Annotated in this window: 12 protein-coding genes; 5 read left to right on the forward strand and 7 right to left on the reverse strand. The window is 65.1% G+C overall.

Annotation, left to right across the window (positions count from 1 at the left end; all coding sequences use genetic code 11):
- Positions 1–47: 47 nt before the first annotated feature.
- From fdhE to fdnG, 4 genes are all read right to left on the reverse strand, one after another.
- Positions 48–995, reverse strand: a complete 948-nt coding sequence (gene fdhE / locus O1Q03_RS23010) for a formate dehydrogenase accessory protein FdhE (RefSeq protein WP_269506335.1) — start codon at positions 993–995, stop codon at positions 48–50.
- A gap of 105 nt (positions 996–1100) precedes the next feature.
- Positions 1101–1727 carry a formate dehydrogenase subunit gamma gene (locus O1Q03_RS23015; RefSeq protein WP_269506336.1) on the reverse strand — a complete coding sequence of 209 codons (627 nt, stop codon included), beginning with the start codon at positions 1725–1727 and terminating at the stop codon, positions 1101–1103.
- Positions 1724–2638 carry a formate dehydrogenase subunit beta gene (gene fdxH, locus O1Q03_RS23020; RefSeq protein WP_269506337.1) on the reverse strand — a complete coding sequence of 305 codons (915 nt, stop codon included), beginning with the start codon at positions 2636–2638 and terminating at the stop codon, positions 1724–1726. Before fdxH ends, O1Q03_RS23015 begins: the two co-directional genes overlap by 4 nt.
- Positions 2639–2648: 10 nt before the next feature.
- Entirely contained in the window at positions 2649–5717 is a 3069-nt protein-coding gene (fdnG, locus tag O1Q03_RS23025; protein WP_269506338.1) for a formate dehydrogenase-N subunit alpha, read from the reverse strand.
- Between the two features lie 140 nt (positions 5718–5857).
- On the opposite strand from fdnG, the gene O1Q03_RS23030 reads away from it, so the two are divergent.
- The 3 genes from O1Q03_RS23030 (at position 5858) to O1Q03_RS23040 (ending at position 9400) form a co-directional block, all read left to right on the forward strand.
- The gene (locus O1Q03_RS23030; protein ID WP_269506339.1) at positions 5858–6790 is read left to right on the forward strand and encodes a YihY/virulence factor BrkB family protein; all 933 of its coding nucleotides are present in this window, start codon (positions 5858–5860) and stop codon (positions 6788–6790) included.
- A 433-nt stretch (positions 6791–7223) separates the two neighbouring features.
- On the forward strand, positions 7224–8384 hold the full coding sequence (locus O1Q03_RS23035) for a porin (RefSeq protein ID WP_269506340.1): 1161 nt from the start codon (positions 7224–7226) through the stop codon (positions 8382–8384).
- Positions 8385–8926: 542 nt separating this feature from the next.
- Positions 8927–9400, forward strand: a complete 474-nt coding sequence (locus O1Q03_RS23040) for a VOC family protein (protein ID WP_269506341.1) — start codon at positions 8927–8929, stop codon at positions 9398–9400.
- A gap of 1335 nt (positions 9401–10735) precedes the next feature.
- On the opposite strand, the gene O1Q03_RS23045 is transcribed toward O1Q03_RS23040, so the two are convergent.
- On the reverse strand, positions 10736–11185 hold the full coding sequence (locus tag O1Q03_RS23045) for an HU family DNA-binding protein (protein ID WP_006754477.1): 450 nt from the start codon (positions 11183–11185) through the stop codon (positions 10736–10738).
- Positions 11186–11442: 257 nt separating this feature from the next.
- On the opposite strand from O1Q03_RS23045, the gene O1Q03_RS23050 reads away from it, so the two are divergent.
- Entirely contained in the window at positions 11443–12561 is a 1119-nt protein-coding gene (locus O1Q03_RS23050; protein WP_269506342.1) for an acyltransferase family protein, read from the forward strand.
- A 501-nt stretch (positions 12562–13062) separates the two neighbouring features.
- Here the strand turns inward: O1Q03_RS23050 and galU are convergent.
- The gene (galU, locus tag O1Q03_RS23055; protein WP_269506343.1) at positions 13063–13950 is read right to left on the reverse strand and encodes a UTP--glucose-1-phosphate uridylyltransferase GalU; all 888 of its coding nucleotides are present in this window, start codon (positions 13948–13950) and stop codon (positions 13063–13065) included.
- 228 nt (positions 13951–14178) lie between these two features.
- Complete coding sequence (locus tag O1Q03_RS23060) at positions 14179–14322, reverse strand: hypothetical protein (RefSeq protein WP_006479318.1); 144 nt, start codon at positions 14320–14322, stop codon at positions 14179–14181.
- 214 nt (positions 14323–14536) lie between these two features.
- Between O1Q03_RS23060 and O1Q03_RS23065 the strand changes: the two genes are divergently transcribed.
- Positions 14537–15709 (forward strand): acyltransferase family protein, encoded by a 1173-nt coding sequence (locus O1Q03_RS23065; RefSeq protein ID WP_269506344.1) that lies wholly within the window; start codon positions 14537–14539, stop codon positions 15707–15709.
- The last annotated feature ends 114 nt before the right edge of the window (positions 15710–15823 follow it).

Raw genomic sequence — 15823 nt, forward strand, 5'->3', positions numbered from 1 at the left:
CAGACGACCGGCGCCGGTGCTCGCGCACCCGCGCCGGCTCCGTGCCGTCAGTCCGCGTCGGCCTCCGCTTCGCGCGACATGTCGGGCCACAGCAGCGGGTTCGGCGAACTGCGCTGGTAACCGGCCTCGTTCATCAGCAGATCGAGCGTGAGGCTCGCGAGATCGTCCGCCAGCGGCTCGAACTCGTAGTCCTTCTCCTGGTAGCCGATCTTGCGATAGGTCTTGCATTCGTCGCACGATTCGGCCTTGACGGCTTCGCTGCCGCCCTCGATCCCGTGATACGCAATGCCTTTCGTCGAGTCGCAGTGCGAACATTTCGTGCGCACCATGTGCCACTCGGTCGTGCAGAGCCCGCACTGCAGGAAACGGTAGCCCTGGAACTGGCCGCCGACGCGCACGACGCTCGCGACCGGATGCGACCCGCACACGGGGCACAGCCCCGGCTGGTCGAGATACGGAAGGTCGGACGGCGCGACGCGGCTGGCGAGATCGGTCCACACGACCTGCAGCGCGGCCATCAGGAACGGCGCGGTGGCCGGATCGACTTCGGCGAAGCGCAGCGCGAGGATCGCGTCGGCCTGCGCGTCGAGTTCGGCGGGCGACATCAGGCGCAGCCGGTCGAGCAGCTTCGCGAGCGACGGATTGACGAGCCCGGCGCTGTCGACACGGTCGAGCAGTTCATACAGCACGGCCCGCCACTGCGGGTCGCGCTGGCCGTCGAGCGCCGGCACGAGCGGCATCGAATGCTGCTGCGCGCGTGCAATCGCTTCCGGCGACGGCAGCGGCAGGTTCAGCGGCTGCAGCGTCGCGTGCTGCGCATCGGCGACGGTGGCCATCAGCCGCAGGTAGCCGCTGATCGGGTTCAGGTCGGCGAGCTTGCGCAGCCGCGTCGCACGCGCCGCGAATACGGTGCCGCGCTCCGGCAGGCGAAAGCGGGGAATGGCGGAATGATCGAGCGCCGAGATCTCGGTCGGTTCGAGAATGCGTTGTGTCACCAAAATGTCATCCAAAAAAACAAGCGCCGACGGAGCGGCGCTTCTGGCAGTTCCGACGGTGGCGGAACGGTACGCCGCGATGGCGCGCCGCCCCGCTCCGGTGCGCTACTTCACGCTTTCACGGAACCACTTCGAGTGATGCTTGCGTGCCCAGCCGAGCGTGACGGTGCCGCGCACCATCGCGCCGATCGAACCCTTCACCCACAACGCCGCGTAAATGTGCACGATGATGCTCGCGATCAGCACGAACGCCGCGGCTGCATGCACGACGGCCGCCGCGCGGATTACCTCGATCGGAAAATAGAACGAGAAGTAGCGCCGCCAGATCACGATCCCGGACAGCAGGAGCAGCAGCAGGCACGCCACCAGCGTGAAGAATAGCAGCTTCTGCCCGGCGTTATACCGGCCGACGGGCGGCAGCTTGTCTTCCTGGTTGGTCAGCACGTCGTCGATCTGCCTCAGCCATTGGCGATCGTCGGCGTCGAGCACGTTGTGGTGCCAGAACCGCGCCACGAGAATCGCGAACGACACGAACATCACGAGGCCGACGAACGGGTGCAGGATCCGCGTCCACTGGCCGCCGCCGAACAGCGCGGTGAGCCAGAACATCGACGGATGGAACAGCGCGAGCCCGGACAGCGCGAGCAGCACGAACGTGATCGCGGTGATCCAGTGGTTCGTGCGCTCGTTCGGCGTGTAGCGGACGATCAGGTTGGGGTCGTCGTGATTCATTTTCCGTCCTCCTTGATGCGTCGCGCCTCGTCGCGGGCGGCGGCTTCTTCGTCGTCGCTGACCTCGTTCGGACCGACCCGCGTGTAGTGGAAGAACCCGGCCAGCGCGGTCAGCGCAAGGCCGGCGAGCGCCAGCGGCTTCGCGATCCCCTTCCACAGCCGCACCAGCGGGCTGATCGACGGATTGTCGGGCAGGCCGTGATACAGCGACGGTCTATCCGCGTGGTGCAGCACGTACATCACGTGCGTGCCGCCCACACCCTGCGGGTCGTACAGCCCCGCATGCTCGAAGCCGCGCTCCTTCAGGTCCTCGATCCGCTCGGCCGCGTGCTGCTTCATGTCCTCCTTGGTGCCGAACACGATCGCACCGGTCGGGCAGGTCTTCACGCAGGCCGGTTCCTGGCCGACCGCGACGCGGTCGGAGCAGAGCGTGCACTTGTACGCACGATGATCCTGCTTCGAGATCCGCGGGATGTTGAACGGGCAACCGGTCACGCAGTAGCCGCAACCGATGCAGTTCTCCTCGTGGAAATCGACGATCCCGTTGTTGTACTGCACGATCGCACCCGGCGACGGGCACGCCTTCAGGCACCCCGGATCCTCGCAGTGCATGCAGCCGTCCTTGCGGATCAGCCACTCGAGGTCGCCGGCCGGGTTCTCGTATTCGGAGAACCGCATGACCGTCCACGAATGCTCGGTCAGGTCGGCCGGGTTGTCGTACACGCCGACGTTGGTGCCGACCTCGTCGCGCAAGTCGTTCCACTCCATGCATGCCGTCTGGCACGCCTTGCAGCCGATGCACTTCGATACGTCGATCAGCTTCGCGACGCTCCCGGTCACAGGTGCGCGCGCCGTGGGCGGCGGCGTCGTGGTGGCCGAGACGCGCTTGATATCCAGCGATTGCAATGCCATCTCGTCCCCCTTACGCCTTTTCGACCTTCACCAGGAACGACTTGAATTCCGGTGTGTACGAGTTGCCGTCGCCGACGGACGGAGTCAGGGTATTGGCGAGATAGCCGGGCTTCGCGAGACCCTTGAAGCCCCAGTGCAACGGGACGCCGACCGTCTGGACCTTCTTGCCGTCGACCGTCAGCGGCTTGATCCGCTTCGTGACGAGCGCGATCGCGATGATGTAGCCGCGCTTGGACGACACCTTCACGCGCTCGCCGTGCGCGACGCCGACCTCCTTCGCGAGGTCTTCGCCGATCTCGACGAATTGCTCGGGCTCGATGATCGCGTTCAGCCGCGCATGCTTGGTCCAGTAATGGAAATGCTCGGTGAGCCGGTAAGTCGTCGCGACGTGCGGGAACTCGGACGCCTTGCCGAACGACGCGCGGTCGTCCGCGAACACGCGGGCGGCCGGGTTGTTCAGCGCGAGCGGGTTGTCCGGGTGCAGCGGGTTCGCGGCGAGCGGCGTCTCGAACGGCTCGTAGTGCTCGGGGAACGGGCCTTCGTTCATCCCCGCACGCGCGAAGAAGCGCGCGACGCCTTCCGGGTTCATGATGAACGGATTCATCCCGTTCTCGGGCGGCTCGTCGACCTTGAAGTCCGGCACGTCGGCGCCCTTCCATGCGCTGCCGTTCCAGCCGATCAGCGTGCGGGTCGGGTCGAACGGCTTGCCGCTCACGTCGCACGATGCGCGGTTGTAGAGAATCCGCCGGTTCGCCGGCCACGCCCACGCCCAGTTCAGCGTCTGGCCGATGCCGGTCGGGTCGGAGTTGTCGCGCCGCCCCATCTGGTTGCCGGCCTGCGTCCACGCGCCGCAGAAGATCCAGCAGCCGCTCGCGGTCGTGCCGTCGTCCTTCAGTTGCGCGAACGCGGCCAGCTGCTCGCCCTTCTTCGCGAGCGTCTTGGTCGGATCCTTCGGGTCCGGCAGATCGGCGAGCGCCTTCCCGTTGAACTCCATCGCCAGCTCTTCGGGCGTCGGGCTTTCCGGGTTCGCGTACGGCCACGTCAGGTTCAGGATCGGATCCGGATACTTGCCGCCGTCCGTCTGGTACATCTTGCGCATGCGCAGGAACAGCCCCGACATGATCTCGAGGTCGCTCCTGGCCTCGCCCGGCGGCGCCGCGCCCTTCCAGTGCCATTGCAGCACGCGGCTCGAACTCACGAGCGAGCCGTTTTCCTCCGCGAAGCAGGTGGTCGGCAGGCGGAATACCTCGGTCTGGATCTTCGTCGGGTCGACGTCGTTGAAGTCGCCATGATGCTTCCAGAACTCGGACGTCTCGGTCGCGAGCGGATCCATGATCACGAGCCACTTCAGCTTCGCGAGGCCGGCGGCCGTCTTCACCTTCGACGGCGCCGCCGCGAGCGGGTTGAAGCCCTGGCAGATGTAGCCGTTCATCTTGCCGGCATTCATCAGCTCGATCGCCTGCAGCAGGTCGTACTGCTTGTCCAGCTTCGGCAGGTAGTCGTACGCCCAGTTGTTCTGGGCGGTCGCCGCATCGCCCCACCACGACTTCATGAAGCTGACGTGGAATGCTTTGTAGTTCTTCCAGTAGCTGAGCTGGTTCGGCCGCAGCGGTTGCTGCACGCGCTTCTTGATGTAAGCGTCGAAGTCCTGCTCGGCCTGCATCGGCAGCGTCATGTAGCCCGGCAGCAGATTCGACATCAGCCCGAGGTCGGTCAGCCCCTGGATGTTCGAGTGACCGCGCAGCGCGTTCATCCCGCCGCCGGCGATGCCGATGTTGCCGAGCAGCAGCTGCACCATCGCGCCGGTGCGGATCATCTGTGCGCCGATCGAGTGGTGCGTCCAGCCGAGCGCGTACAGCACCGTGCCGGCGCGGCCGGGCACGGCCGTGGTCGCGAGCATCTCGCACACCTTCAGGAATTTCTCCTTCGGCGTGCCGCAGATCTGCTGGACCATGTCGGCCGTATAGCGCGCGTAGTGCTGCTTCAGCAGGTTGTAGACGCAGCGCGGATGCTGCAGCGTCGCGTCGACTTTCGCGAAGCCGTCGTCGCCGAGCTCGTAGTCCCAGCTCGATTTGTCCGGGTACGTGCGCTGCTCCGCGTCGTAGCCGGAATAGATGCCGTCGTTGAACGCGAAATCCTCGCGCACGATGAACGAAAAGTCTGTGTAGTTCTTTACGTACTCATGCTGAATCTTGTCGTTCGTGAGCAGATAGTTGATGACGCCGCCCAGGAAGACGATGTCGGTGCCGGTGCGGATCGGCGCGTAGTAATCGGCCACCGAGGCCGTACGCGTGAAGCGCGGGTCGACGACGATCAGCCGCGCCTTGCGGTGCGCCTTCGCCTCCGTCACCCACTTGAAACCGCACGGATGGGCCTCGGCTGCATTGCCGCCCATCACGAGAATCACGTCCGCGTTCTTGATGTCGACCCAATGGTTCGTCATCGCTCCACGGCCAAACGTCGGGGCAAGACCTGCCACCGTCGGGCCATGTCAGACACGCGCCTGATTGTCGAATACGAGCATCCCGAGGCTGCGGATGGTCTTGTGCGTCAGGTAGCCGACTTCGTTGCTGCCTGCCGACGCGGCCAGCATGCCGGTCGTGAGCCAGCGGTTGACCTTCGCGCCGTCGGCCGTCTCGACGAAGTTCGCGTCGCGGTCGGCCTTCATCAGCTTCGCGATGCGGTCGAGCGCGTCGTTCCACGAGATCGGTTCCCACTTGTCAGAACCGGGCGCGCGATACTCGGGGTGCGTCAGGCGGCTCGGGCTGTGGATGAAGTCGATCAGGCTCGCGCCCTTCGGGCACAGCGTGCCGCGATTGACGGGGTGATCGGGATCGCCTTCGATGTGGATGATGCTCGACTGCGCGTTCTTCGCGCCGTCGCCGAGGCTGTACATGAGGATGCCGCAACCCACTGAGCAGTATGGACAGGTGTTGCGCGTTTCGGTGGTGCGCGCCAGCTTGTACTGTCGGACTTCGGCAAGCGCTTCCGTCGGAGAAAAGCCCAGCAGGGCAAGACTCGATCCGGCAAGCGACGTGGCCGTCACCTTCAGGAACTGGCGCCGGGACATTTGTAGCATGATGGTCTCGGCGGTTTTGTGGGGTAAGGAGAGACTGAAAGAATTATAGACATTCAGCGCAACTATCATGAAATCGTCAGATCAATACCCATTCGTTTGAATCCGCCGGTATCCCGCGTTCAGCACACACCCGAACCGCCATGAAACGACAGATCACCTCGGAAGCCACCCGTCTTGCGCAACGACAGGCCAACTGGGCGCTCAACGCATTCAAGCGCTTCTCCTCCGACCGCTGCCTGGCGATGGCCGCGAGCATCGCGTTCTTCTCCGCGTTCTCGCTCGCGCCGACGCTCGTGATGGTGATCGCGGTGGCCGGCTGGTTCTACGGCGACGATGCCGCGCGCGGCCAGGTGTTCGAGCAGGCGCATCAATTGATCGGCGACGATGCCGCGGCCAGCATCCAGACCATCGTGCAGAACGCGCATCGCGCGGGCGAGCGCGGCGGCATCGCGACGCTGATCTCGTTCGCCGCGCTCGCGATCGGCGCGTCTGCAACGTTCTCGTCGCTGAACACGGCGCTGAGCGTGATCTGGCCGAGCACGGAAAACCGCTGGTCGAGCGTGCTCGGGCTCGTGCGCGTGCGGCTGATCTCGTTCGGGCTCGTGCTCGGCGTCGCGTTCCTGCTGATCGTGTCGCTCGTGCTCGATACCGTGATCACGTTCATCGGCACCTGGCTGCTCGGCGATTCGCCGTATGTGGCCGTCACAAACGCGCTGCAGCTCGCCGTGGGCATCGTGGTGCTCGCCGGCGCGTTCGCCGCGCTGATGAAGTTCCTGCCCGACGCGCGCGTCGCATGGCGCGACGCCGTGGTCGGCGGGATCGTGTCGGCGATCCTGTTCTCCGGCGGCAAGAAGCTGTTCGCGCTGTATCTCGCGCGCGCGGGCACGGCCAGTGCATTCGGCGCGGCCGGATCGTTCGCGGTGCTGTTGATGTGGCTGTACTTCTCCGCCGCCGTGCTGCTGCTCGGCGCGGAATTCGCGGCCGCGCGCGGCGTCGCGCACGGCCGCACCGGCACCGGTGCGGCCGTCGCCGCGCCGGCCGACCACGCCGCCGATCACACGCGGGACAGGTGAGTCCACGCACGCTGCCGCGCATGCGGGCCGCGCATCGCGCGCGCCGCACCGCCCTACGCAACCGTTCTCGTTTTCGCAACCACACCGCGCGGTCCACGTTCGAGCGCGTTGACGCCCGCTTTGCACCCGGCCGCGATGCGCGCTGCAACGGCAAACGTTTGCTCACCCCGATTTCCGCACGCCGGCCCGCGAAATCCGCCCGTCCGTTGCCGGACCCACCAATCGGCGCAACAATCGCAACGCAACAATTGTCAACTATCTCAAATATAGGAACAGTCGTTGATGTGCTTGATATATATGGACTTTTTCCCGCTGTTACCTTTTTGAGACACTTTATTTTTTAAGCTTTCTTGCATGGATGGCACTGAGCTATTCTCCAATCCGCAACAAATAACGAACGAATCACGATTCATTTGCGTGGAGATACTCAACGATGAAGAAACTCGCTCTCTCGACCCTCTCGCTCGCCCTGCTGGGCGCCGCCGGCGCTGCTCATGCTCAGTCGAGCGTGACGCTGTACGGCGTGATCGACACGTCGATCGCGTGGGTTCACGGCAACAACGGCCAGGCCAACAACTCGTGGCAAATGCTGTCGGGCAACCTGCAAGGCAGCCGTTGGGGCCTGAAAGGCGCTGAAGACCTCGGCGGTGGCCTGAAGGCGATCTTCCAGTTGGAAAACGGTTTTGATCCGGGCACCGGCCACCTGAACCAAGGCGGTCGCATGTTCGGTCGCCAGGCATTCGTCGGCCTGGAAAGCAACCAGTTCGGTACGCTGACGCTCGGCCGCCAGTACGACCCGCTGGTCGACCTGGTCCAGGCAGTGACGGCTGACAACTACTTCGGCAGCGTGATGGCAACGCCGGGCGACGTCGACAACAACGACAACTCGCTGCGCGTCAGCAACGCGATCAAGTACACGTCGCCGGTCTGGGGCGGTCTGCAAGTCGAAGGCATGTACGCACTCGGCGGCGTGGCAGGCAAGACGGGCGCGGGCCAAACGTGGTCGGTCGCAGCGGCGTTCAACAACGGCCCGGTCGGCGTTGCAGCAGGCTACTTCTACGCAGCGAACCCGTCGCCGGCGACGCCGGTCGGCCGCGGCGGCTGGGGCTCGACGACGTCCGACGCGATCTTCGACGGCCCGATCAACACGGGTTACGCAACGGCGAAGTCGATCGCCATCGCGCAAGTCGCAGGCCAGTATGCAATCGGCCCGGTGACGGTCGGCCTCGGCTACAGCAACGCACAGTACAAGCCGGACGCATTCTCGGGCTTCGGTTCGACCGAGAAGTACAACACGGGCCGCGCGTTCGTGACGTACCAGGTCACCGCACCGCTGCTGCTGGGCCTCGGCTACTCGTACACGAAGGCGAGCGGCGATACGGACGCGAAGTACCACCAAGTCGGCGTCGGCGCGGACTACTCGCTGTCGAAGCGCACGGACGTCTACCTGGTTGGCGCATATCAGCACGCGAGCGGCACGCAACGCGTCGACGCAACCACGACGCAAGCCGCGCAAGCATCGATCGCTTCGTACGGCTACGCTGGCAAGAGCTCGGCCGAACTCGTCGCAGTCGGCATCCGCCACAAGTTCTAAGAAGTACGTTTCCGGTGTGCGTGGCGTCTCCGACGCCATGCCGCCGAACTGCAAAACCAGTCATCGGTTTCGGCCGTGGCTGGTTTTTTTTTGGTTCATCGCCGGCGGCGCGGTGGCCGGCGATGGCCGTGGCCGGCAGCGACCGGGTACGACAACCGGCCGGAGATGGTTCCGGGCCGCCTGTCGCACGCAGGAAGCCCGTTTGAAGGCATCCCGGACACGTGCGCGGCCCTCACGCCAACCCGCGTCGAACAGGCCGCTGGACGACGTCACTGAAGCCCTTGGCTGAAGCCCATCGCTGGCGTCCATGGCTGACGTCCCTTGCTGGCACCCCTCGCTGGCACCCCGCCCGCCGACGTCCCTCCGACCGTCGCGACGGACACGCGCCGCTCGCGTCGTCGATCGCGCGGCAGCGATACGCCGACATTTCGATACGAAGCACCTATGCTTCGACATGTCGATTTCGACGCCCCTCATCCGTCGTATCGATGGCAGCATCCCGATTGCACCGCCCGTCACCGACACCCGACAGGAGACACCCCATGACGATTCAAAAGATCACGCCGTTCCTCTGGTACTCGACGGAAGCCGAAGAAGCCGCGGCGTTCTATGCGGGCATTTTCCCGAACTCCCGCGTCGTGCGCGTCACGGCGGTGTCCGGCACCGCCGGTACGCGGATGGTCGAATTCGAGCTGTTCGGCCAGCCGTTCATCGCGATGAGCCATCCCCGCACGGAGACGTTCAACCACGCGATCTCGCTGATGATCAGTTGCGCCGACCAGGCGGAACTCGACCGCTACTGGAGCGCGCTGCTCGACAACGGCGGCACGGCCGACGGTTGCGGCTGGCTGCGGGACCGCTACGGCGTGTCGTGGCAGATCGTTCCGGACGCGCTGATCCCGATGATGGCCGACCGCGACCAGGTCAAGGCCGCGCGCGTGGCCGCCGCGATGATGCAGATGACGAAGTTCGACGTCGCCGCGTTGAAGGCGGCCTATGAGGGCGCGGCGGGCTGACATCGGGCTATCGAGCTATCTGGCGATCGGCGCAACGCCTGCGTCGTGACGCGCAGGGGCGTTCGCGCGGCGCGGGTCGATTCGTTCATGGTCGTCGGCGCGGGACGCCGCTGTAGACGCGTTGCGTCGCACGGCGAGGCAATCTCGCGCGATGGTTGCGTGCCACGCCGACAGCTTCGGTTCGACCGCCCATTGATTGCACGTCGTGCATCGCGCGTCGCGAACGCATGCGGCGGCGGGGTCGCCGGAGATCGACGCGTCGTCGCCGTCACCGCGCAACCCGTCGGCGCGTGTGACCGCGACGATCGGCGCGTACGTATCGGCGAGACACGTCACTCCAGTCGTCGCGGCGACGCTGTCGATCGATGATTCCGCAGATCGCGGCGCTGTTTCGAACGCGTGCGCAACGGCGAGTGCGGGCACGGTGTCGCATTCGACGCATTCTTCGCCGCGTCAGCCCGGTTGCGCATCCCGCTGCGCGTCGGTAGCGAGAAGCGAGGCGAACGTATCGCACACGGACATCGGCTCGAACGACCGGGCGACGAGCGGCGCATCTCTTCATCCGCAGAATCGCCGTGTCGCGATCGATGCACGTCAGCCCGGCAATGCCCTCGACGCAATTTGCAGCGTGACGACTCGCCGAATTGCAGTGCGCGCCGCGCGCCGGATGATGTCACGACACGACGCTGCCGCGTACGGTGATGGCTGCTCGCGTCCAGCGTACCCATACGCTGCGCTGCTCATCCTGCGGCACCGGCGCAACAAGCGAGTCGATCATCGGCGAGCAGCGCGGACAACTTCACTGCGAAATGCCGGAACAGCGACCGGCACGTCGATGGCGCTGTTCGATCTCTGCTTGGCATCGAGCGCCGGGCGAATCGCGTACAACGTCGCGCCGAGATGTCGTCGATCGCGGAGCACGGAGCACGGAGCACGCAACGCGCAGCACGCAACACTCAATACCCAGCACTCAAGCTGCCGCCGAACTCGACGCGAGCGGTCACGTTGCGACTCGTAAAACGAGGCGCGCGCGACGACGCATGAACAACCGCCCGCGCAACAAACCACCCCGCGAGCGCAAACGCCGCGCCCACCATGCGCGCTTACGACACGCGACACACGAGACGCGGCAGGCGGCAGGCAACACGCGACACACGACACGCGTCGCACGACACGCAGCACCGAATCCGCATCGCTCGACACGACGTCGCACACCGCGCCGCTGCCGCCACCCAGTTTGCGCAGCGCAATAAAAATCCCCGCACGCTTTCGCGTACGGGGATCGTCGGACATCGCAACGGTCGCCGACCTGCAGTCGGCAACCGTGACGGGGCATTACGCAGCCGCGTCCTTCAGCTTCTTCAGCGCGCGTGCCTTCACGCGCACGCTGGCCGGCTTTGCCGGGAACCAGCGCTCTTCGCCCGTGAACGGATCCTTGCCGAAGCGCTTCTTCTTCGCCGGCACGACTTGCGCCGTGATCTTCAGCAGACCCGGCAGCGTGAACTCGCCTGCGCCCTTCTTGTGAACCGAGCCCAGCACGACGTTTTCGAGTGCGGTGAGCACTGCCTTGACCGCCTTCACTTCGACAGCTGCGCGCTCAGCGATGTGCGTTGCGAGCGATGCCTTCGTGAACTTGTCCTTCAGCGGCGTCGGAGCAGCCGGTGCTGCCTTTGCGACAGCCTTCTTGGCCACTACTTTCTTCGCGGGCGCAGCCTTTTTGGCAGCCACTTTCTTGGTGGCCGGTGCGGCAGCCTTCTTGGCCACCTTTTTTGCGGAAGTCGCCATGTTTCTCCTACCAGGTGTGGTCGTTGGATACACGAAGCGTGCAACGCGCGCGCTTCAACGCCGGATTCTACAAGCGCCTTGACGCTTCGTGCAGTACTTTTATGCGTTTTCGCGGGGTTTCCCGCAGGTTTTGTTGCGCGCGACCGACTTCGCCGACGCTCGAGCATCGAAAAACGTCGTCACGTATGCGTCCAAACCGGAATTACGTTCGATATTTGCGCACCTATACTGACCGCGCTCAGTGCCCGGATGCCTTCATGCGCGAAGTCAGATACGTCAAAGGACTCGACGGCCTGCGAGCCATCGCCGTCATCCTCGTTTTCCTGTCCCACAAGGCCCACGTCCTCGCTGTCGACGTGGGCAAGCTCGGTGTGTGGACGTTTTTCTTCATCAGCGGCTTCCTGATCGTCGGCGAGCTTCATCGCAACCGTCAGGCGATCGAGCGCGGCACGATGACGCGCCGCCATGCGCTCGCGCTGTTTCTCGCAAAGCGCGCGCTGCGGATCTTTCCCGTCTACTACCTGCTGCTGGCCGCGCTCGCGATCGCGCACGCGCTGTTCTACCAGCGCGGCGTCAATCTCGGGCTCGCGTGGCACGCCACGTTCCTGTCGAACTACTGGATCGGCGTCGTCAAGGACGGCTGGCCGGGCTCCACGTCACACTTCTGGAGCCTCGCGGTTGAGCAGCAGTTCTATCTGATTGCGCCGCTGACACTGCTCGCCGTGCCTGCGGCGCGACACGTTCTGCTCGGTATCGCGACCGTCGCGGCATGCGCGCTCGCACATCTCGCGCTCTACGCGGTCGACGCATCGCCGGTGCTGATCTACGCGTTTTCCCCGTGGAATTTCGCGCTGATCGCGCTCGGCGGCATCGGCGCGATGGCGCTCGCCGATCGCGGCCCGGCCTTCGCGCGCCGCATTCCGCCCGGCTGGCTCGGCGCCGCCGGCGTCGTGTTCTTCCTCGTGCTGCCCGCGCTCACGACGCTGCCGGATCTCGTGACGGGGCTCGCGGATCTCGGCCTGTCCGCGTCGCTCGGCGCGCTGATGCTGTGGATCGTCACCGAACCCGACCATCCGGCCGTGTCGCTGCTCGACTGGGCGCCGCTCGTCTATCTCGGCACGATCAGCTACGGCTTCTACCTGTTCCACAACCTGATTCCGGCGCACTTCGGCGTGTTGCCGGCAACGTTCGCGCACGTGCCGATCCCGGCAATCGTGCGCGACGTCCTGCCCGAAATGCTGCAGTTCGCGCTCGCGGTGCTGCTCGCACACCTGTCGTGGCGCTATCTCGAAAAGCGTCTGCTCGACTTCAAGAAACCGGTCGCCGCGATGCTGGCGCGGTACTTCGTCGGGCGGCCGGGCACGTCGCCACGCTGAGCGGGAAGCCGGCGTCGATGATGTCGAACGGGAACCGCGCGGCGCAATGCGCCGCGGTGCGGGTACGCAGAACGGACGTGGTGCCGGTACGCGGAAACGGCGCCGGAAACGCGTTGCGCCGGACGATCATCGCTCAACCGCGCCGCGTCGACATCGACCCCGCATCGACATCAAGCACACGCGGGCAGCGGCTATACCCCCCCCAACGTCGATCAAACCACGAGCAGCCAACGCATCGGCACCGGTTTCAATCGAAGCTGGAATCCCGGCCGAACGCGATCGGCGCGCACCGCAAGCCGAGCCGCGTGCCGGTACGTCAGTAGCGCACCCGCCCTCGCTCGCCGTGCATCCGCCCGACTTCAGTCCGGCCGATCATCCGACATCGACCACCCGCCCCGCTTCGCGCGGACGCAAAAAAGCCCCGGTGCGCAAGGCAGCCGGGGCCAACGGAACAACCACCACCTGAAACAACCACCACCTGAACAACGAAGCAGCGGCTGCTTATGCGACAGCAGCCAGCGCGGGCAGACAGGTACGCAGATACGCCTCGAATTCGCGGCTCACTTCCGGATGCTGAAGCGCGAGCTCGACGGTCGCCTTCAGGTAACCGATCTTGCTGCCGCAATCGAACCGCGTGCCGTAGTAGCGATACGCGAGCACCTGTTCGTGCGCGAGCAGCGACTGGACGGCGTCGGTGAGCTGCAGTTCGCCGCCCGCGCCCGGCTTGAGCTTGCGCAGATGCTCGAAGATCGTCGGCATGAACACGTAGCGGCCGACCACGCCGAGGTTCGACGGCGCATCTTCGGGCGCCGGCTTCTCGATGATGCCGGACAGCTTGATGACGTCCTCTTCCCATTCGCGGCCTTCGACGACGCCGTACGAACGACTGTCCTCGCGCGGAATCGTCTCGACCCCGATCACCGAGCTGTGATAGTGGTCGAACACGTCGACGAGCTGCTTGAGCACGGGCTGCTCGCCATGCAGCAGGTCGTCGGCCAGAATCACCGCGAACGGCTCGCCATGCACGAGCTTTTCCGCGCACAGCACCGCGTGGCCGAGGCCGAGCGCTTCCGGCTGGCGCACGTAGAAACAGTTCACGTGGCTCGGCTTGATGCCGCGCACGAGTTCGAGCAGCTTTTCCTTGCCGCGTGCCTCGAGTTCGGCCTCGATCTCGTACGACTTGTCGAAGTGATCCTCGATCGCGCGCTTGCTGCGCCCGGTCACGAAGATCATCTCGGTGATTCCGGCGTTGATCGCTTCCTCGACCGCGTACTGGATCAGTGGCTTGTCGACGACGGGCAGCATTTCCTTCGGGCTCGCCTTCGTTGCCGGGAGGAACCGCGTGCCGAGACCGGCGACGGGGAACACGGCCTTGGTGACTTTCAACATGTTCGCATCCTGATTGCGTTGACTGCGCCGCGTCGACCTGCGACCCGGCGCAATGGTTTGCCGAACGGCATATCGAGAATCGACAGTCCGGCCAATTGCACGCCGTTCAATTTCGATATTGACCGATTGCCCATGTTTCCGAAAAAGAGATAATCAGCCGATTCGGTCGATATTGCCGCACCCATTGCCGAAGCAGAAACAAATTACCGATTTCCCGGATACAAATTCTTACGATTCGAATTCCTCGATATACGGCACGCCACCGCGTTCGAGGCCCGGGCGAATCGGCTCGTTCTTCAGCGCCTCGCGGTACGCCGACAGCACGGCCATGACCAGCAGTACTGCCGCGCTCGCGATCCAATGCATGTCCATCTTGCCGCTCCTTGCATCAATCAACTGGAGCTTCAAATTATCATAAAAAAATCGGCAAATAATTGTCGCGGCTTCGAAACAGCTTTCAGAATCGTTGTAAAACCATTATGTGAAATACCGCTATTTCATGGCGCGATTTTTTTATTGATTCGATCGAATTCTTGCGCATTACGATTGGACCATCCCGTTCATCCGTCGCAAGGAATCGAATCGCATGCAAGCTTTCAGCGGATCGTCTTTGACCGCTCCGCCCGTCGCCGACCACAAGGAACACGTGATCGACGCGATGCGCGGGTTCGCGGCGCTGCTCGTCGCCTACTTCCATTGCCGCCAGGTCGTCTGGGTCGGCATGCAGGGCTTCCATCGCGCTTACGGTCACGCGCTGGACCCGGGCGTGATCGTCGGCTACCTCACGTTCCCGTTCGCGTGGGGCTCGGCCGGCGTGCCGATCTTCTTCGTGATCAGCGGCTACTGCATCCACCGCAATGCGGCGCTGAAGTTCGCCGCGAACCCGGCGTACCGGCTCGGCGCGCCGAACTTCTGGGCGCGCCGTTTCGCGCGCATCTATCCGGTGCTGATCGCCGCGCTGCTGTTCACGCTCGCGCTCGATGCGATCAGCCTGCAGATCGCGCCGGTCAGCCACAAGATCCGCGACATCGGCGTCACCGCGTTCCTCGTGAACCTGTTCTCGCTGCAGGGCGTCGCCGGCTATACGTACGGGTCGAACGGCGCGCTGTGGACGCTGTCGCTCGAAGTACAGTTCTACGTGGTCTATCCGCTGCTGTTCGCACTGCGCCGGCGCGTCGGGATGCCGGCCATCGTCGCGGGCGTCGCGCTCGTCAACGTCGCGTCGGCGTGGCTGCTGGAGCGGCACGACCTGCAATTCTTCACGTCGTACTGGCTGTCGTGGACGATCGGCGCGTGGATCGCCGACGTGCGCGCGCAGCCGGCGCGCGCCGCCGCCGTGCCGTCGCGCGCGTGGTACGGCGCGGCCGCCGTGCTGCTCGCCGCGGGCTGCGGCGCGTTCCATTTCGGCCAGTACGGCGCGTTCCAGCTGTGGGCGGCCGGCTTCGCGTGCTTCCTGTACCGCGCGCTCGCGTGCCCGCCGCGTCCGACGCCGCTGCTGCGCGTGCTCGGCCGCGTCGGCGACTTCAGCTACTCGCTGTACCTGATTCACCTGCCGCTGTTCGTCTGCCTCGGCTCGGTGCTGTTCCATTCCGAGCTGCAACTGTCGATCTGGCCGTCGCTCGTGTTCATGGCCGCGGCGATTCCGGTCGCGTACCTGTTCTACCGGCTGTTCGAACGGCCGGCGATGGCGTGGTCGGCGAGCCTGAAGCCGACGCGCGCCGCGCGCATCGTCGCACCGGCCCCCGAACGGGCCGCCTGAACGCACCGTTCCGGTTCATTCCCGCCCCCGCGCAGCGTCGCGTTGCGCGGGGGTTTTTCATACGCGGAACGCGCGTGAAAAGGCGATCGCCCAGCGGGCGCGGCTGCCGATGCG

This window comes from Burkholderia sp. IMCC1007, from assembly GCF_027257875.1.
GTDB lineage: Bacteria > Pseudomonadota > Gammaproteobacteria > Burkholderiales > Burkholderiaceae > Burkholderia.